This is a genomic window from Aquabacterium sp. (assembly GCF_021768455.1).
Classification (GTDB): Bacteria; Pseudomonadota; Gammaproteobacteria; order Burkholderiales; family Burkholderiaceae_C; genus Aquabacterium.
In genome coordinates this window covers 24,388-47,519 of the sequence record NZ_JAIZVX010000010.1, presented here as the reverse complement: position 1 = coordinate 47,519, position 23,132 = coordinate 24,388, and the positions used below count along the sequence as shown (strand labels likewise).

The 23,132-nt window shown below is 65.6% G+C and carries 21 protein-coding genes; 11 read left to right on the top strand and 10 right to left on the bottom strand.

Annotated features, from left to right (window positions below; translation table 11 throughout):
- On the bottom strand, positions 1-642 hold a 642-nt coding region (locus tag QZ994_RS02690; RefSeq protein ID WP_290867835.1), incomplete at its 3' end, for an RNA methyltransferase.
- A gap of 200 nt (positions 643-842) precedes the next feature.
- On the opposite strand from QZ994_RS02690, the gene QZ994_RS02685 reads away from it, so the two are divergent.
- Entirely contained in the window at positions 843-1,913 is a 1,071-nt protein-coding gene (locus tag QZ994_RS02685; RefSeq protein WP_290867832.1) for an inositol monophosphatase family protein, read from the top strand.
- 83 nt (positions 1,914-1,996) lie between these two features.
- On the opposite strand, the gene QZ994_RS02680 is transcribed toward QZ994_RS02685, so the two are convergent.
- From QZ994_RS02680 to QZ994_RS02655, 6 genes are all read right to left on the bottom strand, one after another.
- Positions 1,997-5,755 carry a PilC/PilY family type IV pilus protein gene (locus QZ994_RS02680; protein WP_290867828.1) on the bottom strand — a complete coding sequence of 1,253 codons (3,759 nt, stop codon included), beginning with the start codon at positions 5,753-5,755 and terminating at the stop codon, positions 1,997-1,999.
- Positions 5,756-5,768: 13 nt separating this feature from the next.
- The gene (locus QZ994_RS02675) at positions 5,769-6,410 is read right to left on the bottom strand and encodes a hypothetical protein (RefSeq protein ID WP_290867825.1); all 642 of its coding nucleotides are present in this window, start codon (positions 6,408-6,410) and stop codon (positions 5,769-5,771) included.
- Positions 6,404-7,555, bottom strand: coding sequence for a PilW family protein (locus tag QZ994_RS02670; protein ID WP_290867823.1), 1,152 nt, complete (start codon positions 7,553-7,555; stop codon positions 6,404-6,406). The genes QZ994_RS02675 and QZ994_RS02670 overlap by 7 nt, the downstream gene beginning before the upstream one ends.
- The gene (pilV, locus tag QZ994_RS02665) at positions 7,552-7,980 is read right to left on the bottom strand and encodes a type IV pilus modification protein PilV (RefSeq protein ID WP_290867819.1); all 429 of its coding nucleotides are present in this window, start codon (positions 7,978-7,980) and stop codon (positions 7,552-7,554) included. The genes QZ994_RS02670 and pilV overlap by 4 nt, the downstream gene beginning before the upstream one ends.
- A gap of 75 nt (positions 7,981-8,055) precedes the next feature.
- Positions 8,056-8,703 (bottom strand): Tfp pilus assembly protein FimT/FimU, encoded by a 648-nt coding sequence (locus QZ994_RS02660; RefSeq protein WP_290867817.1) that lies wholly within the window; start codon positions 8,701-8,703, stop codon positions 8,056-8,058.
- Positions 8,700-9,206 carry a type IV pilin protein gene (locus tag QZ994_RS02655; RefSeq protein ID WP_290867815.1) on the bottom strand — a complete coding sequence of 169 codons (507 nt, stop codon included), beginning with the start codon at positions 9,204-9,206 and terminating at the stop codon, positions 8,700-8,702. Before QZ994_RS02655 ends, QZ994_RS02660 begins: the two co-directional genes overlap by 4 nt.
- Positions 9,207-9,415: 209 nt before the next feature.
- Here QZ994_RS02655 and mutS point away from each other — a divergent pair, with 209 nt between their 5' ends.
- Positions 9,416-12,130, top strand: coding sequence for a DNA mismatch repair protein MutS (gene mutS, locus QZ994_RS02650; RefSeq protein ID WP_290867812.1), 2,715 nt, complete (start codon positions 9,416-9,418; stop codon positions 12,128-12,130).
- A complete protein-coding gene (locus QZ994_RS02645; protein ID WP_290867810.1) occupies positions 12,127-12,954 on the top strand; it encodes a proteasome-type protease in 828 nt (275 codons plus the stop codon). The genes mutS and QZ994_RS02645 overlap by 4 nt, the downstream gene beginning before the upstream one ends.
- Before the next feature lie 27 nt (positions 12,955-12,981).
- Here QZ994_RS02645 and QZ994_RS02640 read toward each other — a convergent pair whose 3' ends face one another.
- Positions 12,982-13,722 (bottom strand): 1-acyl-sn-glycerol-3-phosphate acyltransferase, encoded by a 741-nt coding sequence (locus QZ994_RS02640; RefSeq protein WP_290867807.1) that lies wholly within the window; start codon positions 13,720-13,722, stop codon positions 12,982-12,984.
- 176 nt (positions 13,723-13,898) lie between these two features.
- Here QZ994_RS02640 and QZ994_RS02635 point away from each other — a divergent pair, with 176 nt between their 5' ends.
- The 6 genes from QZ994_RS02635 (at position 13,899) to QZ994_RS02610 (ending at position 19,622) form a co-directional block, all read left to right on the top strand.
- Positions 13,899-15,554, top strand: coding sequence for a CTP synthase (locus tag QZ994_RS02635; RefSeq protein WP_290867805.1), 1,656 nt, complete (start codon positions 13,899-13,901; stop codon positions 15,552-15,554).
- Positions 15,555-15,578: 24 nt separating this feature from the next.
- Positions 15,579-16,436, top strand: a complete 858-nt coding sequence (kdsA, locus tag QZ994_RS02630; protein ID WP_290867803.1) for a 3-deoxy-8-phosphooctulonate synthase — start codon at positions 15,579-15,581, stop codon at positions 16,434-16,436.
- 150 nt (positions 16,437-16,586) lie between these two features.
- A complete protein-coding gene (gene eno, locus QZ994_RS02625; RefSeq protein WP_290867801.1) occupies positions 16,587-17,870 on the top strand; it encodes a phosphopyruvate hydratase in 1,284 nt (427 codons plus the stop codon).
- Between the two features lie 143 nt (positions 17,871-18,013).
- The gene (gene ftsB / locus QZ994_RS02620; RefSeq protein WP_290867799.1) at positions 18,014-18,334 is read left to right on the top strand and encodes a cell division protein FtsB; all 321 of its coding nucleotides are present in this window, start codon (positions 18,014-18,016) and stop codon (positions 18,332-18,334) included.
- Positions 18,334-18,990, top strand: a complete 657-nt coding sequence (gene pnuC, locus QZ994_RS02615) for a nicotinamide riboside transporter PnuC (protein WP_290867796.1) — start codon at positions 18,334-18,336, stop codon at positions 18,988-18,990. Before ftsB ends, pnuC begins: the two co-directional genes overlap by 1 nt.
- Positions 18,987-19,622: an ATP-binding protein gene (locus QZ994_RS02610; RefSeq protein WP_290867793.1), complete on the top strand. Its 636-nt coding sequence runs from the start codon at positions 18,987-18,989 to the stop codon at positions 19,620-19,622. The genes pnuC and QZ994_RS02610 overlap by 4 nt, the downstream gene beginning before the upstream one ends.
- 45 nt (positions 19,623-19,667) lie before the next feature.
- Here the strand turns inward: QZ994_RS02610 and QZ994_RS02605 are convergent, their stop codons facing one another.
- On the bottom strand, positions 19,668-20,651 hold the full coding sequence (locus QZ994_RS02605) for an Hsp33 family molecular chaperone HslO (RefSeq protein WP_290867791.1): 984 nt from the start codon (positions 20,649-20,651) through the stop codon (positions 19,668-19,670).
- A gap of 7 nt (positions 20,652-20,658) precedes the next feature.
- Positions 20,659-21,195: a gamma carbonic anhydrase family protein gene (locus QZ994_RS02600; protein WP_290867788.1), complete on the bottom strand. Its 537-nt coding sequence runs from the start codon at positions 21,193-21,195 to the stop codon at positions 20,659-20,661.
- A gap of 262 nt (positions 21,196-21,457) precedes the next feature.
- Here QZ994_RS02600 and yaaA point away from each other — a divergent pair, with 262 nt between their 5' ends.
- Complete coding sequence (gene yaaA, locus QZ994_RS02595) at positions 21,458-22,234, top strand: peroxide stress protein YaaA (protein ID WP_290867784.1); 777 nt, start codon at positions 21,458-21,460, stop codon at positions 22,232-22,234.
- Between the two features lie 173 nt (positions 22,235-22,407).
- Positions 22,408-23,073 carry a 2OG-Fe(II) oxygenase gene (locus QZ994_RS02590; protein WP_290867781.1) on the top strand — a complete coding sequence of 222 codons (666 nt, stop codon included), beginning with the start codon at positions 22,408-22,410 and terminating at the stop codon, positions 23,071-23,073.
- Positions 23,074-23,132: the final 59 nt, after the last annotated feature.

The following is a 23,132-nucleotide window of genomic DNA, read 5'->3' as shown; positions in this document are numbered from 1 at the left end:
GGGCATCAGCTTCTTGGGGGCGGCGGGGTCGAGGAAGCCAATGGCTGTGAGCGACTGCTCGAGGTGCGCCAGGAGGCCTTGCACGGCCTCCCCGCTGGCCAGTTCGGGCTCGGGCGTCCGGGGGGCCACGCCGAATCCACCGAGGGCCTGGCGCCACTCGTAAGCCAGCAGCTGCACGGCCTGTGAGAGGTTGAGCGAGCCGTAGTCGGGGTTGGTGGGGATGCTGAGCACGGCGTGGCAGCGGTAGACGTCTTCGTTGGCCATGCCATGGCGCTCGCTGCCAAACACGAACGCGACCTTGTGCGCAGGGTCGTGTCGGGCCAGGTCGGCCAGGCCTTCGCGAGGTCTGAGTGTGGGGGGGCCGAAGTCGCGAGGGGTCATGGCGGTGGCCAGGGCGAAGGTGACGCCATCGAGCGCTTCGGCCAGCGTGTCGACCACGCGGGCGCGCACCAGGATGTCGGCGGCACCGCTGGCCAGCGCGACCGTTTCTTCCTGGATCAGCACATCGGCAAAACGTGGTCGCACCAGCACCAGTTCAGAAAAGCCCATGACCTTCATGGCGCGCGCCGTGGCGCCCACATTGCCCGGATGGCTGGTGCCGATCAGGATGAATCGGGTGGGGTCGGGCTGGCGTGTGCTCATGGGTGCAGAACGGGGGCAAAAAGAAGGATGCAAAAAGCGAAGGCTTTCTATAGAATGCTCGATTCTCTTCGTTCTTTGATCACTGTTGCCGTCTTTCCCGCCGCGCCGGGCCCTCTGTGGCACTGCAGGTCATGCTTCTCATGAACCTGGGTGTTTGTTTGGGTTGGCCGTGGTGTCAACGCCTCTCGACCATCCAAGATATGTCACAAGCCCTGCACCCCATGCTCAACATCGCCATCAAAGCTGCCCGCGCAGCCGGGGCGATCATCAACCGGGCGTCGCTCGACATCGAGCGTCTGACCGTGACCGCGAAGTCTCACAATGATTTCGTGACCGAGGTGGACAAGGCGGCAGAAGACGTGATCATTGCCACCCTCCTGGAAGCCTACCCCGGCCACGGCATCCTGGCCGAAGAGTCGGGCCGCGAGCATGGCGCCAAGGACAGCGACTTCGTCTGGGTGATCGACCCCCTCGACGGCACCACCAACTTCATCCACGGTTTCCCGGTCTACGCGGTGTCCATCGCCTTGACCTGGCGTGGTCAGGTGCAGCAGGCCGTGGTTTACGACCCGAGCCGCAATGACCTGTTTTACGCCAGCAAGGGCAAGGGCGCCTACCTGAACGACCGCCGCATCCGCGTGTCCAAGCGCACGCGCATGCTGGAAACCCTGATCGGCACGGGCTTCCCCTTCCGCAAGGGCGACAACTTCCAGCGCTACATGAAGATGTTCGAAGAGGTGATGGTGCAGTGCGCCGGCATGCGTCGCCCGGGTGCCGCTTCGCTGGACCTGTGCTACGTGGCAGCAGGCTACCTCGATGGCTTCTTCGAGACCGGTCTGAGCCCTTGGGACGTGGCCGCAGGCTCGTTGATCATCACCGAGGCCGGTGGCCTGGTGGGCAACTTCACGGGCGAACCCGACTTCCTTTACCAGCGTGAAATCGTGGCGGGCACGCCCCGCATCTACGGCCAGCTGGTCAAGACCCTGGCGCCTTACACCCGTGTCATCACCGAAGACCCGAAGGCCGTCGGTGCCGACGAGATCGGTGCCGACGAGATCGATGCCGACGAAGGCGAGTCGGACCCGGAAGACGACGCCCTGATCTCGCAACTGCAGGCGGCCGAAGATGAGGCACGCGCCCAGAAGGCCGCTGCGCCGGTCGAACCCAAGCGCACCCGCATCACGGCCGCGGCAAAGGCCGCCGAGGTACAGGAAGAAGCCGCCAGCGACAAGCGTTCGCAAGGCCGCAAGCGCGACGACGCCCCCTTCTGATCTCTGTGATCGGCCGCACCGTGTGAGCCAGCCAGGCGCCCCCAGTGGGCGCCTTTTTCATGCCGGCGTGTGAAGGGGCGGCCTCACTGGCCGATGATGAGTTCGCGCCAGGACAGGCGGCGCGTGGCCGTGCTGGTGCTGGACGTGGGGATGGTGTAGACGCCCCGGCTGCCGTCCGAGAGGGCCACGATGCCCTTGGTGTTGCCGGTGGTGGTCTTGATGAGGGTGGCGGAACTGGCCAGGGCGGTGCCCGAAAGCAGGACGCCGGCCTCGGTGGCCGTGCCCACGGCGAGCCCGGTTTTGTACGACAGGTAGTTGAGGTAGCTGGAGCCCCCGGTGCTGCAGGCGCCGGCGCTGCTGGGGACGTTGCTCACGAAAACGAGGGTGCCGTTGCTCAGTGAAGGATCGACGTTGATGCGCTCGCCCGACACGGGCATGTCGACAAACCAGCCGTTCATGGTGGCGAGGTCGACGCTGTAGCTCACGGTGCTGGAGGCGGTGCGGGTGCTGCCGCCATCGCTGTTGGTCAGCACCTGCTGAACGAAACAGCCCGATGTGGTGGCGCTGCCGCAGACCTGGCTGCGCGGGCTGGCGTACAGCGCGGTGCTGGTCGAACTGCCCGTCAAGGGGTCTTTCAGGGCGTACATGGTTTGGGTCTGGGTGGTCGAGACATCGCTCACGCCCAGGTATCGGCCCGTGCCCACGTAGACCATGTGCTGGCTGCTGGCGTAGCCCAACTCAGGCGTGGTGGTGACCGGCTGGCGGCTGCCGTCTGCATCGGCCAGGGTGGTCAGCAACTGCACGGTGGCGCTGCCGCCTGTGGCGGTGAGGCCGGTGATGTCGAAGCGCCAGAGGTTGCCGTAGAGGTCGCCGCCGTACACGTATTCAGCGGTGTTGTTGCGGGTGTTGTCGACCCAGGCACTCAGCTTGGCGAGGCCACTGGGGCAGGGCAACACGCTGCAGCCCGTCACCAGGCTGCCGCTGGCGTTGGCGCCCAGCCCCGTGTTGAGCTTGTGCAGGATGGCGCCGGTGGCCGCGTTGAGCACCCAGAGGTGACCTTTGCCACTGCCGGGCGACACGTTGTTGTAGCCCGAAGAGAGCAGGACCACCCAGGTCCCATCCGAAAGCTTGGTGACGATGGGCGTGCCAAAGCTGTAGCCCAGGTCTTCGTCGCGCACATACCCATTGGCGGCGCTGGTGTCGTGGGTGAACTCCCACAGCACCTTTGGACCGGCCGGGTCGGTGACGTCGAGCGCGTAAAAGCCGCGACCCCCTGCGCCCAATCCACCCACGAGGATGGTGTGCCAGGCACTGTCGACGTAGATGTCGGCGCGGGTCAGGCTGCCGTTGACGAAGTGGCTGTGGGTGGACGCGTGGTTCTTGTCGGCCAGCTTGTAGAGAGAAGGCAGCAGCATCGAGGGGATGTAGGCCCAGGACTCCGCGCCCGTGTCGCTGCGGAAGGCATGGAGCATGCCGTCGTTGGCACCCACATAGACCATGCCTTGTCGGCTCGCGTTGGCGGTCTTGAAGCTGCTGTAGCCGGTGTCGCTGTAGGAGAAGGAGGGGGCCTGCACGTAGATGGCCTGGGCATCGACGATGTCGCCCAGCACATGGGTGCGGGGGAAGTAGTACTTCGTGTTGGCCGAGCCTTCGTTGCTTCGGTCGCCACGGAGGTAGTTGACGAGGTTGATGCCCCCCGCGCCTGTGGTGGTGCCAGCGGTGCTGCTGTCGACCTGGGCGCTGGTGGGCAGGCAGGTGCTGCCCGCCGCACACATTTGAGACAGGCTGGACAAGGCCGCCACCTTGAAGTAGCTCTGCATGGTGCTGGTCAGGCTGCTCCATTCAAAGGGGATCAGTGTGGAGCTGGCGGCTGGGTTGTAGGTGTAGACCTTGCGCGTGCTCCAGCTGAGGTTGTCGAGCAGGGCGGTGGTCGTGAGGGCACCGCTGGACGAGGTGCAGTCACTGCCTGCGCCGGATTGGGCCCAGTCGGGTGTGCTGGCGATGGCGCCTGTGCTGGCATCCAGCGTGTAGCGGGCCAGTTCGCCAAACCACTTGGCCGAGCAGAAACTGCTGGAGAAGACGTAGTTGGCGCTGGTGGCCGACAGGTTGGGGGTGCTGGCCGTGGCCGCGGCGGAGTTGCTGGTGGCGGCGCTGACAGCGTTGACGAAGTTGGTCAGGCCGGTTTTGAGTTCCGAGGGGCTGGCCGCGCTGTAGTAAGCGCCGCGGCCGTTGATGGCCGCATGCCAGAGGTCGTCGACCGCTGTTTGGGTGTTGTTGGCCGGCGTGGGCCAGTTGCAGGCTCCCGAGCTTTGCCAGGGGCAGGTGCCCGCCGCCAGGGTGGCGCTGCTGGTTGCCGTGCCTTTGAGCACATCGTAGTAATCGCCGCTGGTGGCCGACGCGTAGTTGCTGTCGAACAGCATGTACCCCGAGGCCCCCAGGCCCAGGGTGTAGGTGTACATGCGCTGCTGGCCGTTGCTGTAGCTGTTGCTGGAGACGTCGGTGCCAGTGCTGCGGTTGGTGGCGTTGCCAAAGGCCGAAGTCCGGAGGTCGGTGGCGTGGTAATACTCGGCGATGTCGGCCAGGGTGTTGGACTGCGCATTGCCGTCGTAATAGGGGCGCGACTCGCTGCCGTCGGTGTTGCCGATCTGCGTGCTGCCATCCACCTGATACGGGGTGGTCGACTCGTTCCAGTAGCCGTCGGTGGAGAGCAGGGTGTAGTTGCGCTGGCAGGCGTATTCGATCGGGTCGCCAGCGGTGACGCCATTGATGGTTGTGAGCTTGCCGGCGTAGTAACGACCTGCTGTGTAGAGCGCCTTCTTCAAGGGGGTGGTGCCGTTGGGCTTGGCGGCAAACAGCTTGGCGTAGAACTTGGCTTTCTGCCCACCGCTGGTTGTCGTGATGTCGGTGATGTCCAGAAAATCGCTGCCAGTGGCGTTGTTGATGCTCATGAAGCCCAGGCGATAGCTTGTGCTCAGGTCGATGAGGGCCAGGCTGGCGGCCGACTTCATCATCTGCATCCGCGTGCGGTAATAGGCGTACCAGTTGGCATAGTTGACCATCTCCTCCGTGTAGGTGCAGGTGGTGGTGTTGGTGGTGCAGTCGGTCCGCGTCGAGGCGCGCGTGCTGCTGCCTGGGTAGGTGTAGCTGCTGGTGCTTGAGCTGATGGTGACGGTCTGGATGCTCCCGGGGACGGTTCCGCCAGAGATGCTGGCCGTCGGGTAGCGCGGGTAGGTGTAGGTCGAGCCGCCGCTGGGTGCCGTCGAGATGTAGCGCGCCTGGCAACTGCTCAAGGCCGAGTTGGTGCACCAGCGCAGCGTTGCGGGGTAGGGATAGGTGGTGGACGCTGCGCTCTGCGTGGCGCAGGTGTGCAGGCTGGGTGTGGTGCAGTACTCACCGGCGATGGAGACGTAATAGGTCTTGGTGGCGGTGGCCAGGTTGGTGGTCGAGGTGGATTGCACCCCAAAGCCGTCCACCGGTACGGTGCTCCAGGCGCTGGTGTTGGCCGAGGTCATGCTCGGGTAGCTGCTGCCGTCGTATTTGACGGGCGGGGTGTAGGTCACCGCAGGGTCGTAGTAGACCCCATTGAAGGTTGGATTCTTATAGAGCTTGTCGATGCTGACATAGGTGTTGGCCCAATCAGGCAGGTAGGCCGAGCTCATGCTGCCCGAGTCGTCCAGGATGAAGAAGATGTTGGGCTTGACCAGTGTGGCCGTGGAGGTTTCCAGCGGCGCGCTGGCCAGGTCGGTCACGGCGGTGTGACCCCAAAGATGCAACGTCATGCCCAGGCTCAGGCAGACAGGCCGGATCAGGCTTTGGCGGAAGAGGGGGGGCGTGTGGTTCATGGGCGTTGTCTCTTCACATGGCCACCATGCTCTGGGTGTAGCTGACCGTGTTGCGCGGGCCGGTGGTTTTGACAGTGATGCGGTAATAGACCTGGCTGTCGCACCCCGTGCTGCCGCTGTTGACGTTGTGGCTCTGGCCGCATTCGGTCGAGCTCGGTGTGATCGCACAGCTGCCGCTGCTGGCGTCGCCGGTGGCATTGCACATGCGCTGGATCAGGTAGCTGACGCTGTTGCCGGCGGCGTCGCTGGCCAGGCTCACCGGTGTCACCGCGGCGGCGAGCGTGGTCCACCAGGCGTCCAGCGCCACGCTGCTGGCGGGGTCACTGCGGGTTGCCAGGTAGCCTTGGGCGCTCTGATCGCAGGCCAGCACCGACGAGCCGACGCTGCAGGCGCTGGCGCTGCTGGAACTGCTCAGCCCCTTGTTGTTTTCCAGCCAGGCCACCGCGGCCTCGGTGCCGCGGTCGCTTGATCCGACCGCCGACTGCTGAAAGGCCAGGTTGCCGGCGATCACCTGTCCGGAGCCCACCGATCGCATCATGGCCGCCGTGGCCAGGGCGAGGGCCACCAGCACGATCAGCGCCACAAACAGAACGAGCCCCTGCTGAGTGCGGGGGCGCGGAACGCGTGGAACAACGGCGCGTGGGCGGTTCAGCATCCGGAATCGCCTCCCTGGTAGGTCGTCTGTGAGCCCTGCCAGATGATGTTGCGCAGGGGCATGGTGGTTTCGAGCAGTCGGTAGCGAAAACGCTGCCAACCGGTGTTGGAGTTGGAGAGGTCGATCGCCGCACCACTGCTGCCCGACCAGGTCGGGTTGGTGGCCGTGTAGCTGGTATCGGTGTGCTGGCTGCGGCCCACCACGGCAAAGCGCGCCCCGATGACCCGTGCCCAGCGGCAAGCCAGGGCGATGCTGCTGGTGTCGTTGCTGCTGCCTGGGGTGAGTTGGTCGTAGGTGTCGGCCACGCCGGTCATCCTGGATGTGCTGCCCGAGATGCCGGACGTGTCTCGGGCGTACTGCGCCCTCAGGCTGACGATGCGGCTGACGACCGGCACCCACACGGTCTGGTTGCTGGTGTAGCTGCTGAGCCCGCATTGGTAGCGCAGGTAGTCGCACACCGTGAGTTGCCCATTGCGAACCGCCCAGGCCAGGATGGAGGGCGCACTCCCCAGGTTGTAGAGCACGGCATCCGCACCCACCGAGGTGGTGGCATTGTTGGCGGAGGTGCTCAGTTGCACCCCGTCGTCCACGCTGGTCACGGTACCCATGTAGAGCGCGCAGGAGGTGCCCCGGGTGAGCGGCGCTGGCACGACCCAGTCGCCTGCGCCGAAATAGCCATGGGTGGTGGCGGTGAAAGCCGTGCCGGTGCCGGATGCCGTTGGCGTGGTGGTGAGTGGATCGCCTTCGCTGGTGACGTTGGCGTTGCCACTGACCACGAGCAGCGTGTCGGTGTTGGCGTCGCCCTTTGGCACCATTGAGGAGGCCGGGTTGACGGTGATGGGTGCCAGGGCTGTCAGGGTGACCGAGGCCTTGTCCGTGAGCGTGGTGTACGTCAGGCTGCAGCCCAGCAAGCGGAAGGCATTGAGGCCGTAGCCGGCCTGACGGATGCTGCGGCCCAGCTCATGCGTGGCCATGGTGGCGCTGACCTGGGCATCGTTGCCATGCGTGGTGACGCGGCTCTGGATGTCGCCCTTCAGGTAGAGCTGCAACACGGTCAGGATCGAGAGCATGCCGATCACCAGCCCGATCATGATCTCGATCAGGCTGAAGCCCCGCTGCGGTGAGGTCGAGGGACGCTGGGTCACTTGAGTTGCGCCGTGGCGGTGTACTGGTGGGCGGCCTCATCGCCAGGCCCCTGCCAGTAAATGGAGATGGTGGCCAGGCTGCTGGACGCGGCGCTCGTGCCACCCGCCACCGTGGTGAAGCTGACCGTCGGCGGATGCTTGCTGACCCCGGGCAGGCCGGATGCCGCCAGCGCGCTCAGCCAGGTGGTGTAGCCACTGCCTTGGCTGCTGCTGGCGAATTGCGCCTGCAAGGTTGCGGCGGTGCGGTCGCTCAGCCACATCTTGCTGACCAGATCGGCCGCCTGCGTTGCCGCGATGGCGCGGTATTGCGCGGCGCTCGCTTGCTGCACCGCCTGGCGCTGCCCTGCGAGCAAGCCCAGGATGCCCAGCGAAAAGATCAGCAAGGCCACCAACACCTCGATCAGCATGAAGCCGGAGGTTCGCATCAGCCCAGCCCTGCCATGAGGGCGGGATGAACTGCGTGCGGACGAAGCGGAGGCGGCGCGAAAGTGCATGGCGATTCAGTTGCTGGTGGTGGGGCAGGACATGGGGTCGGTGGTGTCGCTGCGTGCCGGGTCGCACAACTGGACCTCGCCTGCGCTGCTGACCTGCACCCTCAGGCAACGCACCGTGCCCCCTGCTGCCGCGCAGGTCCCATCGCTGCTGCCCACATTCACGGTCAGGCCTGTGGTGACGGCCTGGCCGCCCAGGCTGTTGAGCCTCCCCAGGCCATCAAAACCGATCAGGGCCGTGCTGCCCACCATGGACAAGGTTGAGTTCGCTGGCAAGGCAGGGCTGCGCTGCAACACATACGGCGCGTTCGTGTCGGCAATGGCCTGGCCGCACGCACCCGCAGGCGAGGTGCTCTGCCCGCTGCCGTCTGCCACAGACAGGCTGACCAGCCAGTGAGGCCCCGTGGCCTGGAGTTGGCAGGAAGCGTCTTGCGTGCTGGTGAACTGAAAGCGCACCAACTGATTGCGACGTGCAGCCTCGGCCTGGGCAAATTGCAGGCCGCCTTGCACCGCCAGTGCGGCGTTGCGCACGCGGGCGTTGCGCAGCCAGTCTGCGAAGGAGGGCAGGGCATAACCCAGGGCCATGGCCATCACCGCCAGACCCACCATCAGCTCGACCAGACCCAATCCCCGCTGTGAACCGGATCGGTTTGTCATGGGCACTGGCCGCCGGGTTGCGTGATCCAGCAGCTGTTCGAGGTGGCCGCCCAGCCGCTGGCCGTGATGACCGACGTCTTGTTGCCGTCCTGGTCCACGGTGTAGGCGAAACCGGCCATGCTGCCCAGGCCGGTGGCCTTGAGTTGGTAGCTGCTGGACGACGACGGGGTGCAGGCAAAACTGAAGCTGCTGGTGGCGGTGGGCGTGGACACGCCGCAGGCGCTGGTGCTCCCAGAGGCGTAGACGCTGCGGGTGTCCTGGAACCACTGCTCCATCTTGATTTGCCAGGCCGCGAGGGTGGCCGTCGCCTCCGGGATGCGACCGCGCATGATGTAGCGGGTGTACGCGGGCATCGCGACCCCCGCCAGGATGGCCACGATCGCCACCGTGATCATCAATTCGATGAGCGTGAAGCCCTTGCTGGCGCATGTGGCGGGCCTCGCTGGCGCGCGCCAGGGCAGGCCGGACGACAGGGCGAGAGGAACAGCAAGAACGGGTGTCATGGGCCAGGGAAGAGTGCCCTGGTGATGATGGGGTGCCTGTGCAAAGGCACTGTGTCCAGCTGGTCGTGTAATGTGAAGGCTCGGTATCGGGCTCGACACAGTGCCGGGCGCTTAAAATCCGCGCCTTTGGTTTCAGGGCCCTGGATGGCCCTGCCGGCTGTCAGCGCATGTGACTGAGGGCTGGCTGTGCACAGCGTGCAAGGTGACGGATGGACAAGGACAAGACAAAAGTGGTCGACAGCGCGGCGGGCTTCGAGAAGCACACCCCGATGATGGCCCAGTACCTTCGCATCAAGCTGGAGTACCCCGAGACCCTGGTCTTCTATCGGATGGGGGACTTTTACGAACTTTTCTACGATGACGCACGCAAAGCCAACCGCCTGATCGACATCACCCTGACCGTGCGCGGCCAGTCTGCCGGCGAGCCGGTGGTCATGGCCGGTGTGCCCGTGCATGCGGTCGAAACCTACCTCGCCAAGCTCATCCGCCTGGGTGAATCGGTGGCCATTGCAGAGCAGATTGGCGAGCCTGGGGCCACCAAGGGCCCGATGGAGCGCAAGGTCGTGCGGGTGGTCACACCCGGCACCCTGACCGATGCCGAACTCCTCAACGAGCGCGCCGACGCCCTGCTGCTGGCGGTGGTGATGGACAAGCGCGGCCGCCACGCCGAGCACGCGGTGCCCTGTGGCCTGGCCTGGCTGGGGCTCTCCAGCGGTCGCCTGGGGCTGACCGAGTGCACCGAGCGCGACCTCGCCGGTTGGCTGGCGCGCCTGCAACCCGCTGAAATCCTGTACGACCGCGAGCGCGTGCCGCCAACCTTGCAGCCCATGCTGGGCCAGGGCCGCGGCACCGCCATGACCCCGCGCCCCAGCTGGCAGTTCGACACCGGCCTGGGCGCCCGCAAGCTGTGCGAACAACTGCAGGTGAGCAACCTGCAGGCCTGGGGCGCCCAGGAGATGGCCCTGGCGCAGTCGGCCGCGGCCGCACTGCTCAGCTTTGCCGAGCACACCCAGGGCAGGGCGCTGTCGCATGTGGCCTCGCTCGATGTGCCCCGCACCAACGAGCTGCTGGACCTGCCCCCGGCCACCCTGCGCAACCTTGAACTCACGCAGACCCTGCGTGGTGAAGACGCGCCCACGCTGCTGTCGCTGATCGACACGTGCCGCACCGGCATGGGCAGCCGAGCCCTGCGCCTGTGGCTCACACAGCCGCTTCGTGAGCGCGCTGTGGCCAGGAGCCGGCTGGACGCCATCGCCTGCCTGCTGGCCCCCGCGCAGCACGAGCAGGGATACGAAGCCTTGCGCGAAGCGCTGCGCCAGATGAGCGATGTCGAGCGCATCACCGCACGGATTGCCTTGCGCCAGGTGCGTCCCCGTGAACTGGCCGGTCTGCGCGACACCCTGCTGGGTCTGCCCGCCTTGCGCGAGCGCGTGGCCGAGACCACACCCCTGTTGGCCCAGCTGCACGGTGCGCTGCAGCCCGATGCGGCCATGGCGCAGCGCCTGCAGGCCATGTTGCTGGAAACCCCCGCGGTGTTGCTGCGCGACGGCGGCGTCATCGCCCATGGCTTCGATTCCGATCTCGACGAACTCCGCGCCATCTCCCAGAACTGCGACGCCTTCCTGCTCGACATGGAGGCCCGCGAGCGCGAACGCACCGGCATCCACAACCTGCGCGTGCAGTTCAACAAGGTCCACGGCTTCTACATCGAGGTCACGCAAAGCCAGGCCGACAAGGTTCCGCTCGACTACCAGCGACGCCAGACCCTGAAAAACGCCGAGCGCTTCATCACGCCCGAACTCAAGGCCTTCGAAGACAAGGCCCTGTCAGCCCAGGAGCGTGCCCTGGCGCGCGAAAAGGCCCTGTTCGACCAGCTGATCGACTTTCTCCAGGCCCACATCGCCACCCTCGGCACCCTGGCGCGGGCCCTGGCCACGCTCGACGCTCTGGCCGCCCTGGCCGAACGTGCCGCCACCCTGGGGTGGGCCCGCCCTGAGTTCGTCAACCAGCCCTGCATCGAGATCGAAAAGGGCCGCCACCCGGTGGTCGAAGCCCGCCTGATGGAAACCACCGGCGCGGCCTTCATTCCCAACGACTGCCGTTTCGACGCCAACCGCCGCATGATGGTCATCACCGGCCCCAACATGGGCGGCAAGTCGACCTTCATGCGCCAGGTGGCCCTGATCGCGCTGCTGGCGGCCATGGGTTCCTACGTGCCGGCCGCCGCCTGCCGACTGGGCCCCATCGACGCCATCCACACCCGCATCGGCGCGGCCGACGACCTGGCCAACGCCCAGTCCACCTTCATGCTGGAGATGACCGAGGCCGCAGCCATCGTCCACACGGCCACCGAGCACTCGCTGGTGCTCATGGACGAGATCGGCCGCGGCACCTCGACCTTCGACGGGCTGTCGCTCGCAGGAGCCATCGCCAGCTACCTGCACGACAAGAACAAGGCCTTCACCCTGTTCGCCACCCACTATTTCGAGCTGACCTCGCTGCCCGAGAAGCACCCTCGTGCGATCAACGTGCACGTGGGGGTGGCCGAGGCGGGGGATGACATCGTCTTCCTCCATGAGCTGCAGCACGGCCCCGCCAGCCGCAGCTACGGGGTGCAGGTGGCCCGCCTGGCCGGCATGCCCCACACCCTGATCCGTCAGGCCCGCGCCACGCTCGAATCCCTCGAGGCGCAGCAAAAGCAGCACGAAACCCAGATCGACCTTTTTGCCGCCCCTGTGGCGCCTGGCTTCGATGCCGAGGCTCTGGCCGCTTCCGGCAGCGCCCTGGCTGCTCCGGCAGGTGAGACACTCAGCCCTGCGGATGCCCAGACCCTCTCCTTGCTGGCCGGCATCGATCCGGATACCCTGACCCCTCGTGAAGCGCTGGACGCGCTCTACAAACTCAAAGCGGTGTTTTCATCATGACCTATTGCGTTGCCATGCGGCTTGAAGCCGGGCTTGTTTTCCTGTCTGACTCACGCACCAACGCGGGCATGGACCAGATCAGCACCTTCCGCAAGATGACGGTCTACGAAAAGGCAGGCGAACGCGTGATCGTCCTGCTGACGGCCGGCAACCTGGCCATCACCCAGGCGGTGAAGCAGCTGCTGGCCAATGAAACCATCGAGGGCTCGGATGGAGAGCCTGTCACCGTCTGGACGGCCAAGAGCCTCTTCGACGTGGCCCGCATCGTGGGCAGTGCCGTGCGCAAGGTCCACGCCCGCGACGCCGAGGCCCTCAAAAAGCATGGCATCGACTTCAACTGCAGCATCATCGTTGGCGGCCAGATCCAGGGCGAAACCATGCGCCTGTTCAACGTCTACGCTGCTGGCAATTTCGTCGAAGCCGGCATCGACGGCGTCTGCTACTTCCAGATCGGCGAATCCAAGTACGGCAAACCCGTCATCGACCGCGTGGTCACCCCACGCACGCCGCTGCAGGAGGCCGCCAAGTGCGCGCTGATCTCGATGGATTCCACCCTGAAGTCCAATCTTTCGGTCGGTCTGCCGCTCGACCTGCTGGTGTACGAGGCCAATGCGCTCAAGGTCGACAAGCTCATCCACATCGACGAGAGCAACAGCTACTTCCGCATGATCCGCAGCAGCTGGGGCCAGCGTCTTCAGCAGGTGTTCGACTCGATTCCCGATCCCACCTGGAGTGGCGACCAGCCTGACCTGAACACCGGCGCTACCAGCGCCCAGCCTCAGGCCATGAACCCACTGAGCAAGATCAGCGCTCCCAACGGCTGAACCCGCAGCCCGGTCACCCGGGTGTGGTCAGTGGCCCCGAGCGGCGGCCGCCTGGGCGACCTCGGCGTCCAGCGTGGCGATGCACTCCACCATCAGGGTGCGGCAGCGTTCCATCAGCGCCGGCACGTCGTCCAGCGTGAGGCCGGTCGTGGGGATGGGGTCGAGCGAGCGCAACACCACGTCACCGCTGTGCCAGCGGTTCAGTTTCATGTGCGTCACATAGGTGCTGGCGCACACCGGCACGATGGGCACCCCCGCATTGATCGCCATGACGAAGGCGCCTTTTTTCAGGGGGGCCAGCCCCTTGCCGTGGTTGCGCGTGCCTTCGGCAAACACCCAGATCGAGAGGTCGTGCTGCTGCAGCGCCTCGGTCACGGCCAGCATGGCCTGCTTGGCCTTGACCGCATTGCCCCGGTCGATCAGCACATTGCCGGCCAACCAATAGAGCTGCCCGAACAGCGGCAGCCACTTCAGGCTCTTCTTGCCCAGGCTCACCGTGCGTTCCGGCACCACGCGCCCGAACACGAAGAGATCGTGGTTAGAGAGGTGGTTGCTCACGATCACGGCCGGACGGCGGTGGTGGCGCAGCGACTCGGTTTCGCGCTTCACCCTCAACCCCAGGATGCGCAGGGCAGGGCGGCTGTAGAGGCGGGCACAGACCCGGCTGTTGTCGGGGTTGAAGGGGCGCAGCAGGCCAACCAGCAAACCCAGCACACTGGCCACGACGAACAGCGCGCTCAAGAGCAGCATGCGGAGCAAAAACAGCAAGGGCGTCTCCGTTATCAGGCGCCCGAAGCCGGGCAGAGCGCGGCATTATGCGGCGCCCCGCACGCCAGGCGTCGTGCACCAATCCACGCATGCGGGCGCCGTGAAGGGGGCCTGAGCACCTATAATGCCTCTTTACCACCGCAGCGTTCGTTCAACAGCGAACGCTTTTGCGCAACATGACCAAGTTTGTCTTCGTCACCGGCGGTGTGGTGTCCTCCCTCGGTAAGGGCATCGCCGCTGCGTCACTGGCCGCCATCCTCGAATCGCGTGGCCTCAAAGTCACCCTGATCAAGCTGGACCCGTACATCAACGTGGATCCCGGCACCATGTCGCCTTTCCAGCACGGCGAGGTCTTCGTGACCGACGACGGCGCTGAAACCGACCTCGATCTGGGCCACTACGAGCGCTTCATCACCACGCGGATGAAGAAGCCCAACAACTTCACCACGGGCCAGATCTACCAGAGCGTGCTTGAAAAAGAACGCCGCGGCGACTACCTGGGCAAGACCGTCCAGGTCATCCCCCACATCACCAACGAGATCCAGGATTTCGTGCGCCGTGGCGCCGGTGTGGGCACACCCGAAGCGGTTGACGTGGCCATCGTCGAAATCGGCGGCACCGTGGGCGACATCGAGTCGCTGCCCTTCATGGAAGCCGCCCGCCAGATGAGCCTGAAGTCGGGGCCTGCCAGCACCGCCTTCGTTCACCTCACCTACGTGCCCTTCATCGCGGCCGCGGGCGAGCTGAAGACCAAGCCGACCCAGCACACCGTGCAGAAGCTGCGCGAAATCGGCATCCAGCCGGACGCGCTGCTGTGCCGTGCCGACCGTGCCATCCCCGATGACGAGCGCGAGAAGATCTCGCTCTTCACCAACGTGGCCGAATCGGGCGTGATCTCCGTGTGGGATGCCGACACCATCTACAAGGTGCCGCGCATGCTCCACGAGCAGCACCTCGACGACCTCATCTGCACCAAGCTGCAGCTGCAGACCAAACCGGCCGACCTCAGCCGCTGGGACAACCTCGTCTACGAGGTCGAGAACCCCAAGGGCGCCATCACCATCGCGATGTGTGGCAAGTACACCGAGTTGTCCGACTCCTACAAGTCGCTCAACGAGGCGCTGCGCCACGCCGGCATCCACAACCATGCCCGCGTCAACATCGAATACGTCGATTCGGAAACGCTCACGGCCGAGACCGCCAGCCAGCTCAAGCAGTACGACGCCATCCTGGTGCCCGGCGGCTTCGGCAAGCGTGGTGTCGAAGGCAAGATCGTGGCGGCCCAGTTCGCCCGCGAAAACGGCATCCCTTACCTGGGCATCTGCCTGGGCATGCAGGTGGCCACCATCGAGTACGCGCGCCACAAGGCCGGCCTGACCGACGCCAACTCCACCGAGTTCGAGCCCAACACGCCGCACCCCGTGATCGCGCTGATCGACGAGTGGCTGGACGCCGATGGCACCGTGCAGAAGCGCGACGCCAGCTCCAACCTGGGCGGCACCATGCGCCTGGGCGCCCAGAGCTCCGATGTGCTGCCTGGCACCCTGGCCCACGAGATCTACGGCCCGGTCGTGACCGAGCGCCACCGCCATCGCTACGAGGCCAACGAACGTTACCTCGACAAGCTGCGCGAAGCCGGTCTGGTCATCTCGGCCATCACCCAGCGCGAAAAGCTGACCGAGATGGTCGAGTTGCCCACCAGCGTCCACCCCTGGTACGTCGGCGTGCAGTTCCACCCCGAGTTCAAGTCCACCCCCTGGGACGGCCACCCGCTGTTCACCAGTTACGTGAAGGCCGCCCTGGCACACCAGGCCGCCAACATCCAGGCCTGATCGGGCCGACAGGAAGCACTCCCCATGAAACTCTGCGGTTTTGACGCTGGCCTTGAGCATCCCTTTTTCCTGATCGCGGGCACCTGCTCCATCGAGGGGCTGGAGTTGTCCCTTGAAGTGGCGGGTCGGCTCAAGGAGGCCTGTACGGCCTTGGGCATCCCGCTGATTTACAAGGGCTCCTTTGACAAGGCCAACCGCTCCTCGGGCACGACCGCCCGTGGCGTGGGCATGGAGAAGGGCCTGCAGATCCTCGACGAGGTGCGTCGCCAGACCGGTCTGCCGGTGCTGACCGACGTGCACGACGAATCGCAGGTGGCCGAAGTCGCCAGCGTGGTCGACGTGCTGCAGACCCCGGCCTTCCTGTGCCGCCAGACCGATTTCATCCGTGCGGTGGCCAAGTCGGGCAAGCCGGTCAACATCAAGAAGGGCCAGTTCCTCGCGCCCTGGGACATGAAGAACGTCATCGACAAGGCCCGTGCTGCCGCAGTGGAAGCCGGCCTGTCGCCCGATCTCTTCCTGGCCTGCGAGCGCGGGGTGAGTTTCGGCTACAACAACCTGGTGGCCGACATGACCAGCCTGGCCGAGATGCGCAAGTCTGGCGCCCCGGTGGTCTTTGACGTGACCCACTCGGTGCAAAAGCCCGGCGGCCTGGGCGGCGCCAGCGGCGGCGCCCGCGAGATGGTGCCGGTGCTGGCGCGTGCAGGTGTGGCCGCGGGTGTGGCCGGCCTCTTCATGGAGACCCATCCGGACCCCGCCAAGGCCTGGAGCGACGGCCCCAACGCCGTTCCCCTCAAGCACATGAAGGCCCTGCTCGAAACCCTGGTCGAACTCGACCGCATCACCAAGAAGAACGGTTTCCTGGAAACCGACTTCTCCGCCTGAACCACGCGCACGCGTGGCCTGGCACCGTCCGGATGGGTGTGGTTTGCACGCACCGGGCGCCCCTCGGGTCGGTTATAACGTCGCCGGCATCGGCCGCAGGCCCGAGTTTTCCTTTGTTCAACACCATTCTTATTTCTTGAGGATTCCCAGATGAGCGCCATCGTTGACATCATCGGCCGCGAGATCATCGACAGCCGAGGCAACCCCACCGTCGAATGCGACGTGCTGCTCGAAAGCGGCGTCATGGGCCGTGCTGCCGTGCCCTCGGGTGCCTCCACCGGTTCGCGCGAAGCCATCGAACTGCGCGACGGCGACAAGTCCCGCTACCTGGGCAAGGGCGTCCTCAAGGCCGTCGAGCACATCAACAACGAAATCGCCGAAGCCGTGCTGGGCCTGGACGCTGCCGAGCAGGCCTTCCTGGACAAGACCCTGATCGACCTCGACGGCACCGACAACAAGGGCCGCCTGGGTGCCAACGCCATGCTGGCCGTGTCGATGGCCGTGGCCCGTGCCGCCGCCGAAGAAGCCGGCCTGCCCCTGTACCGCTACTTCGGCGGCATGGGTGCCGTGCAGTTGCCCGTCCCGATGATGAACGTCATCAACGGTGGCGCTCACGCCAACAACAACCTCGACCTGCAGGAATTCATGATCCTGCCGGTGGGCGCCCCGACCTTCCGCGAAGCCCTGCGCTACGGCGCCGAGGTCTTCCACGCGCTGAAGAAGATCCTGCACGACAAGCACATCAGCACCGCCGTGGGCGACGAAGGCGGTTTCGCTCCTTCCGTGGCCAGCCATGAAGAAGCCATCCAGCTGATCCTGCAGGCCATCGAAGCCGCTGGCTACACCGCCGGCGAGCAGATCGCCCTGGGCCTGGACTGCGCCGCTTCCGAGTTCTACAAGGACGGCAAGTACCACCTGGAAGGCGAAGGCCTGGTGCTGAGCGCCGAGCAGTGGACCGACATGCTGGCCACCTGGTGCGACAAGTACCCCATCATCTCGATCGAAGACGGCATGGCCGAAGGCGACTGGGATGGCTGGAAGCACCTGACTGAGCGCCTGGGCAAGAAGGTCCAGATCGTGGGTGACGACCTGTTCGTGACCAACACCAAGATCCTGAAAGAAGGCATCGACAAGGGCATCGCCAACTCGATCCTCATCAAGATCAACCAGATCGGCACCCTGACCGAAACGTTTGCCGCCATCGAGATGGCCAAGCGCGCCGGCTACACCGCCGTGATCTCGCACCGCTCTGGCGAAACCGAAGACAACACGATCTCCGATATCGCCGTGGGCACCAACGCGGGCCAGATCAAGACCGGTTCGATGAGCCGTTCCGACCGCATGAGCAAGTACAACCAGCTCCTGCGCATCGAAGAAGACCTGGGCAACGTGGCCGTCTACCCCGGCCGCAGCGCGTTCTACAACCTGCGCTGATTCGGCGAGGGCAGGGCGCCGTGCGGTGCCCATGCTGCGTCACCATGAAAGGGCCCTTGAGGCCCTTTTTTCATGGTGCTCGGGCGTTGATCGCAGCGCTGACGGGAGGGGGGTGACTGCGGCCTCTGTTAAGCTTGCGCGCCATGCGCATTGCCACCTTCATCCTGCTCGCCCTCTTGGCCGTGGTGCATGCCGAACTCTGGTTCGGCAAGGGCGGCGTGCCGCGCGTGGCCAAGCTCAGCCAGCAACTCCAGGCCCAGCAAAAGGTCAACGACGAAGCCCAGGCCCGCAATGAGCAACTGGCCGCCGAGGTGCGCGACCTCCAGGAAGGTCTGGAGATGGTCGAGGAAAAAGCCCGCACCGAGCTGGCCATGGTCAAGCCGGACGAGGTCTTCGTGCAACTCACGAGTCGCCTGCCGGAAGTGACCGCACCCACTCCTTCTGCGCCCTCCGCCGGCCACTGATGTCGGGCTCTGCGCTGCTGGCTGCCGGGCTCGCCTGGCTGGACTGGTCACTCTTGCCGTGGTTCACCGCCTGGGCGGTCCCCGTCAGCCGACTGGAAGGCGTGGCCTGTGTGCTGTCGCTCTGGATGGTGGCCTGCAATCTGCGTGTCAATCCGCTGGGCTGGCCCTTGGCGATGCTGAGCTCGGTGCTGTATGGCCTGCTCTTCCTGCGCTCCGGGCTGTACGGCGAGGCGGGTCTGCAACTGGTGTTCGTGCTGGTCTCTGCCTGGGGCTGGCGGCAATGGCTCAAGGGTGACGCCAGCCAGGGCGGCGAATCGGTGTCCTGGCTCACGGCCAGGCAGCGCGCCGGGGCCCTGCTGGTGCTGTTGTTGGCCTGGCCTGCACTGGGGCTGCTGCTGCGTCATTTCACCGACTCCGACGTGCCTTTCGCCGATGCCCTTCCCACCGCCGCCAGCCTGTTGGGCCAATGGCTGCTGGCGCGCAAGCGAGTGGAGAACTGGCCCTGCTGGCTCGCCGTCAACCTCTTCAGCATGGCCCTGTTCGCCCACAAGCAGCTCTGGCTCACGGTGTGGTTGTACGCTGTGTTCGCCTTGCTGTCGGCGTGGGGCTGGCGAGCATGGCGAGCATTGGCGCGCGCCGAGGCCCCTGCAGCATGAGTGGCACCGTCATCGTGGTGCTGGGGGCCGAGAGCACCGGCAAGACCACCTTGTGCGAAGCCATCGTGCAACGCCTGCAGGCAGGTGGGGTCGATGCGGTCATGGTGCCTGAGTGGTTGCGAGGCTTTTGTGACCAGGCCGGTCGCACGCCCCGTGTGGAAGAGCAGTTGGGCATCGCCGCCGAACAGAGTCGCCTGATCGCCCGCGCGGCGGACACGCACGATGTGGTCATCGCCGACACCTCTGCGCTCATGATCGCGATCTACAGCGAGTTCGTGTTCGGTGACCGCAGCCTTTATCCGATGGCCGAGGCCGCTCATCGGCAGGCCGACCTGACCCTGCTCACCTCGCTTGACCTGGCATGGCAGGCAGACGGGCATCAACGCGATGGCCCCCATGTCCGCGAGCCTGTGGATGACCTGATCCGCCAGGCCCTGCAACGCATGGGGGTGGGCTATGGGGTGGTGGCCGGTCAGGGTGACACCCGGGCTGAGCGCGGCCTGTCTTTGGTGACGCACTTGCTCGACGAGTCGGCCCGTGTGCGCCGGTCTGCAGGCCCCAGCACCTGGCGCTGGGTCTGCGAGCGCTGCGACGATGGCGACTGCGAGCAGCATTGGCTGCCCCGCAGCTGAATCACGCAGGCGGATGGGGCAGGGCGCCTGGCCTTGCCTGGGGTGTCACTGCAGGCGGGAGGAACCCGGTGGGGTCACGCCACCGTCGGTGAAGAGCCCTGCGGCGTCGACCGGGTCGAACTGGTAGTGCTGGCCGCAGAACTCGCAGCCGATGTCCACCTGGCCTTGTTCCGCGATGATGCTTTCGATCTCTTCCGCCCCCAGGCCGCGCAGCATCTGGGCCACGCGTTCGCGTGAGCAGGTGCAGGCAAAGCGAGGGGCGGTGGGGCCGGCCATGGGCTCGAAATGGCGCACGTCCTCTTCCCAGAAGAGTCGGCGCAAGATGGTGTCGACGTCCAGCGTCAACAGCTCTTCCTGGCTCAGGGTCGAGGCCAGGTGCGCGATGCGGTTGTAGTGCTCGTTCAGACCGATCTCATCTTCCTGAGACAGTTTGGCGCCCAGGTTGCCTTCGCCTTCCAGAGGGATGCGCTGGATCAGCAGGCCGGCGGCCACTTCGTCGTTGGCGGCCAGCACCAGGCGGGTGTCCAGCTGCTCGGACTGCAGCATGTAGTGCTCCAGCACCTCGCTCAGCTTGTGCAGGGGCTCCTTCTGGTCGCCATGCAGTGGCACCACGCCCTGATAGGGCTGTTGGCCGGGCTGTCGGTCCTGCGGGTCGAGGGTGATCGCGCAACGGCCCTTGCCATCCACGTTGACCATCACCTCCAGGGGCAGGTGCCCATTGTCGCTGGCAGGCAGTTCACCCACGACCTTGGCGGTCGAGCGGAAAGCCAGGTCGGGCTGGACTTCGGTCACAGCCAGCTTCACCGGGCCGTCACCAAAGATCTGCAAGACCAGCGCGCCGTTGAACTTGATGTTGGCCTGCATCAGCACGCCGGCCGCGCTCATTTCGCCCAACAGGCGTCGCAAAGGCGCATCGAAAGGTTCACCTTCTTCGCGTCGGCGAAGCAGCTCCTGCCAGCCATCGGTGAGGCGGACGATCATGCCGCGCACGGGCAGGCCTTCGAACAGGAACTTGTGCAATTCACTCATGGATTTTTCACTTTGACGGTGCGTCAACGCGCACCAGATCGGTCTTGTACTGGACCGCCTTGTTCACATACATGGCCGTGCCGACGCGCATGCGGGTTTTCTCGGCATCGGTGAGGGGGCGCACGGCCTTGGCGGGCGAGCCGAGGATCAGCATCCCGTCTTCGAACACCTTGCCTTCCGTGACCAGCGAGCCTGCGCCAACCAGGCATTCCTTGCCGATCACCGCGCCATTGAGCACCACGGCCTGGATGCCGATCAAGGCACCGTCACCCACCGTGCAGCCATGCAGCATGACCTGGTGACCCACGGTGACGTCGGCGCCAATGGTCAACGGAAAGCCGACGTCGGTGTGCAGCACGGCGCATTCCTGGATGTTGGAACGCTCACCCACGGTGATGGGCTCGTTGTCCCCCCTCAGCACGGCCTGCGGCCAGATGCTGCTGCCTCGTGCCAGCCGGACCTGACCGATCACGTCGGCGGATTCCGCCACGAAGGCCACGGGGTGGACGTCTGGAACCTGATCTTTGATGCGGTAGATGGCCATGGGGGAGGCGCCAGGCGCGGCGCAGCATGTGGGAGGCCTTGATTCTAGGTGGCTTGGGCCTCCCCGGGGGCGCCCTGGTGTGAAGCACCTCCGGGAAGTGGTGCGATCGATGGTGCGACAGGCCGCTGAGTGGGGCGACGCCGCCCGACGATTCGCTCAAGAATGCTGCCGACACGCTGGCGACGCGGTGGATCCGGCAGAATCCAAGCATCTTCTTGCCGGCCTGCATGCCCTGCCTGGCCGCACCTCGCCCTGACCCGACATGATCATCCTGCTGTCTCCGGCCAAAAGCCTCGACTACGACACCCCACCGACCACCAGCAAGCACACCTTGCCTCAGTTCACTGCCGCTTCGTCCGAACTCATCGAGGTGCTGCAGCCTTACACGCCGGCGCAGATCGCCAGCCTGATGGACCTGAGCGACGCGCTGTCGGCGCTGAACGTGGCGCGCTACGCCACCTGGACCCCGACCTTCTCTGCCTCCAACAGCAAGCAGGCCGTGCTGGCCTTCAATGGCGATGTCTATGAAGGCCTGAATGCCAACACCCTGAGCCAGGCCGACCTCGACTGGGCGCAGGAGCACCTGGGCATCCTGTCGGGACTCTACGGTGTCCTTCGCCCGCTGGACTGGATGCAGCCCTATCGCCTCGAGATGGGCACCCGTCTGCCCAACCCGCGTGGCAAGGACCTGTATGCCTTCTGGGGTGACACACTGGCCGAGCACCTCAACCAGCGCCTTGCAGCCCAGGGCGACGATGTGGTCCTCAACCTGGCCTCGCAGGAGTACTTCAAATCAGTGAAGCGAAAGGCCCTGCGCGCCCGCGTCGTCGAGTGTGTCTTCGAGGACTGGAAGGCGGGGCAGTGGAAGATCATCAGCTTCCATGCCAAGCGTGCCCGCGGCCTCATGGCGCGTCATGCGATCGTTCAACGGGCCCGCACGCCCGCCCAATTGCTGGACTTTGACGCGGAAGGCTATGCCCACGACGCAGCAGCCTCGGAGCCGGATCGCCTGGTTTTCCGCCGGCGCCTGGTGGATTGAGGTCGTTCAGCATGGTCGATCAGTTGGTGACACCGGCCTTGCTCCGGTGGATACGCGAGCAGACCGAGGCTGGTCAGCCACCTTTGGCCCTGCAAGAGGCCATGGAGCGCAGCGGCTGGGAGCCCGGCGTCGCAGCACGGGCCCTGGCTGAAGGGATGCGGCCTGAGGGGGCGATGCCTCGTGCCCTACCCGAGTTGTGCGTTCCGGAAGGCCTCAGCCAGTGGGAAGACCAGGGCGGCCATGCGGTGCAGGTGCTGGCGAGCCTGCAGCATCCGCGCGTGGCCATCCTGGGGCAGATGCTGAGCCCAGCCGAATGCGCAGCCCTGATCGACGAGGCACGCCCCAGGCTGTCTCGCTCGGAGACGGTCGTCAACGAAACCGGAGGCAGCGAGGTCAACCGGGCCCGGACCAGCCAGGGCATGTTTTTCCAGCGAGGTGAGACCCCCCTGTGTCGGCGCATCGAGGCGCGCATTGCCGCCTTGCTGGGTTGGCCCGTCGACCATGGCGAGGGCCTTCAGGTCCTGCGGTACGCGCCGGGCGCCGAATACAAGGCCCACTACGACTACTTCGACCCGGATCACGCCGGCACCTCCAGCATCCTTCGCCGCGGGGGGCAGCGTGTGGCGACCCTGGTGATGTACCTGAACACCCCGGAGGAGGGCGGTGCCACCGTCTTTCCAGATGCTGGGCTCAGCGTGAGCGCCGTGGCCGGCCAGGCGGTGTTTTTTGCCTACGGCTCGCCCGAGCCTTCCACAGGCACCCTGCATGGCGGGGCGCCCGTGGTGCGAGGAGAAAAGTGGGTGGCGACGAAATGGCTGCGTGAAGGCCATTTCGAATGAGCAAAAAATGTGCGGAAGGTGTCAACGGACCTTCTGCATGCCACGTTGAAACCTCACAA

What these genes read in the sequence shown, in the direction of transcription:
- QZ994_RS02685 (WP_290867832.1), top strand. Translation starts at nt 843, where the DNA reads ATGTCACAAGCCCTGCACCCCATGCTCAACATCGCCATCAAAGCTGCC.
- QZ994_RS02680 (WP_290867828.1), bottom strand. Translation starts at nt 5,755, where the DNA reads ATGAACCACACGCCCCCCCTCTTCCGCCAAAGCCTGATCCGGCCTGTC.
- QZ994_RS02675 (WP_290867825.1), bottom strand. Translation starts at nt 6,410, where the DNA reads ATGCTGAACCGCCCACGCGCCGTTGTTCCACGCGTTCCGCGCCCCCGC.
- pilV (WP_290867819.1), bottom strand. Translation starts at nt 7,980, where the DNA reads ATGCGAACCTCCGGCTTCATGCTGATCGAGGTGTTGGTGGCCTTGCTG.
- QZ994_RS02660 (WP_290867817.1), bottom strand. Translation starts at nt 8,703, where the DNA reads ATGACAAACCGATCCGGTTCACAGCGGGGATTGGGTCTGGTCGAGCTG.
- QZ994_RS02655 (WP_290867815.1), bottom strand. Translation starts at nt 9,206, where the DNA reads ATGACACCCGTTCTTGCTGTTCCTCTCGCCCTGTCGTCCGGCCTGCCC.
- mutS (WP_290867812.1), top strand. Translation starts at nt 9,416, where the DNA reads ATGGACAAGGACAAGACAAAAGTGGTCGACAGCGCGGCGGGCTTCGAG.
- QZ994_RS02645 (WP_290867810.1), top strand. Translation starts at nt 12,127, where the DNA reads ATGACCTATTGCGTTGCCATGCGGCTTGAAGCCGGGCTTGTTTTCCTG.
- QZ994_RS02635 (WP_290867805.1), top strand. Translation starts at nt 13,899, where the DNA reads ATGACCAAGTTTGTCTTCGTCACCGGCGGTGTGGTGTCCTCCCTCGGT.
- kdsA (WP_290867803.1), top strand. Translation starts at nt 15,579, where the DNA reads ATGAAACTCTGCGGTTTTGACGCTGGCCTTGAGCATCCCTTTTTCCTG.
- eno (WP_290867801.1), top strand. Translation starts at nt 16,587, where the DNA reads ATGAGCGCCATCGTTGACATCATCGGCCGCGAGATCATCGACAGCCGA.
- ftsB (WP_290867799.1), top strand. Translation starts at nt 18,014, where the DNA reads ATGCGCATTGCCACCTTCATCCTGCTCGCCCTCTTGGCCGTGGTGCAT.
- pnuC (WP_290867796.1), top strand. Translation starts at nt 18,334, where the DNA reads ATGTCGGGCTCTGCGCTGCTGGCTGCCGGGCTCGCCTGGCTGGACTGG.
- QZ994_RS02610 (WP_290867793.1), top strand. Translation starts at nt 18,987, where the DNA reads ATGAGTGGCACCGTCATCGTGGTGCTGGGGGCCGAGAGCACCGGCAAG.
- QZ994_RS02605 (WP_290867791.1), bottom strand. Translation starts at nt 20,651, where the DNA reads ATGAGTGAATTGCACAAGTTCCTGTTCGAAGGCCTGCCCGTGCGCGGC.
- QZ994_RS02600 (WP_290867788.1), bottom strand. Translation starts at nt 21,195, where the DNA reads ATGGCCATCTACCGCATCAAAGATCAGGTTCCAGACGTCCACCCCGTG.
- yaaA (WP_290867784.1), top strand. Translation starts at nt 21,458, where the DNA reads ATGATCATCCTGCTGTCTCCGGCCAAAAGCCTCGACTACGACACCCCA.
- QZ994_RS02590 (WP_290867781.1), top strand. Translation starts at nt 22,408, where the DNA reads ATGCCTCGTGCCCTACCCGAGTTGTGCGTTCCGGAAGGCCTCAGCCAG.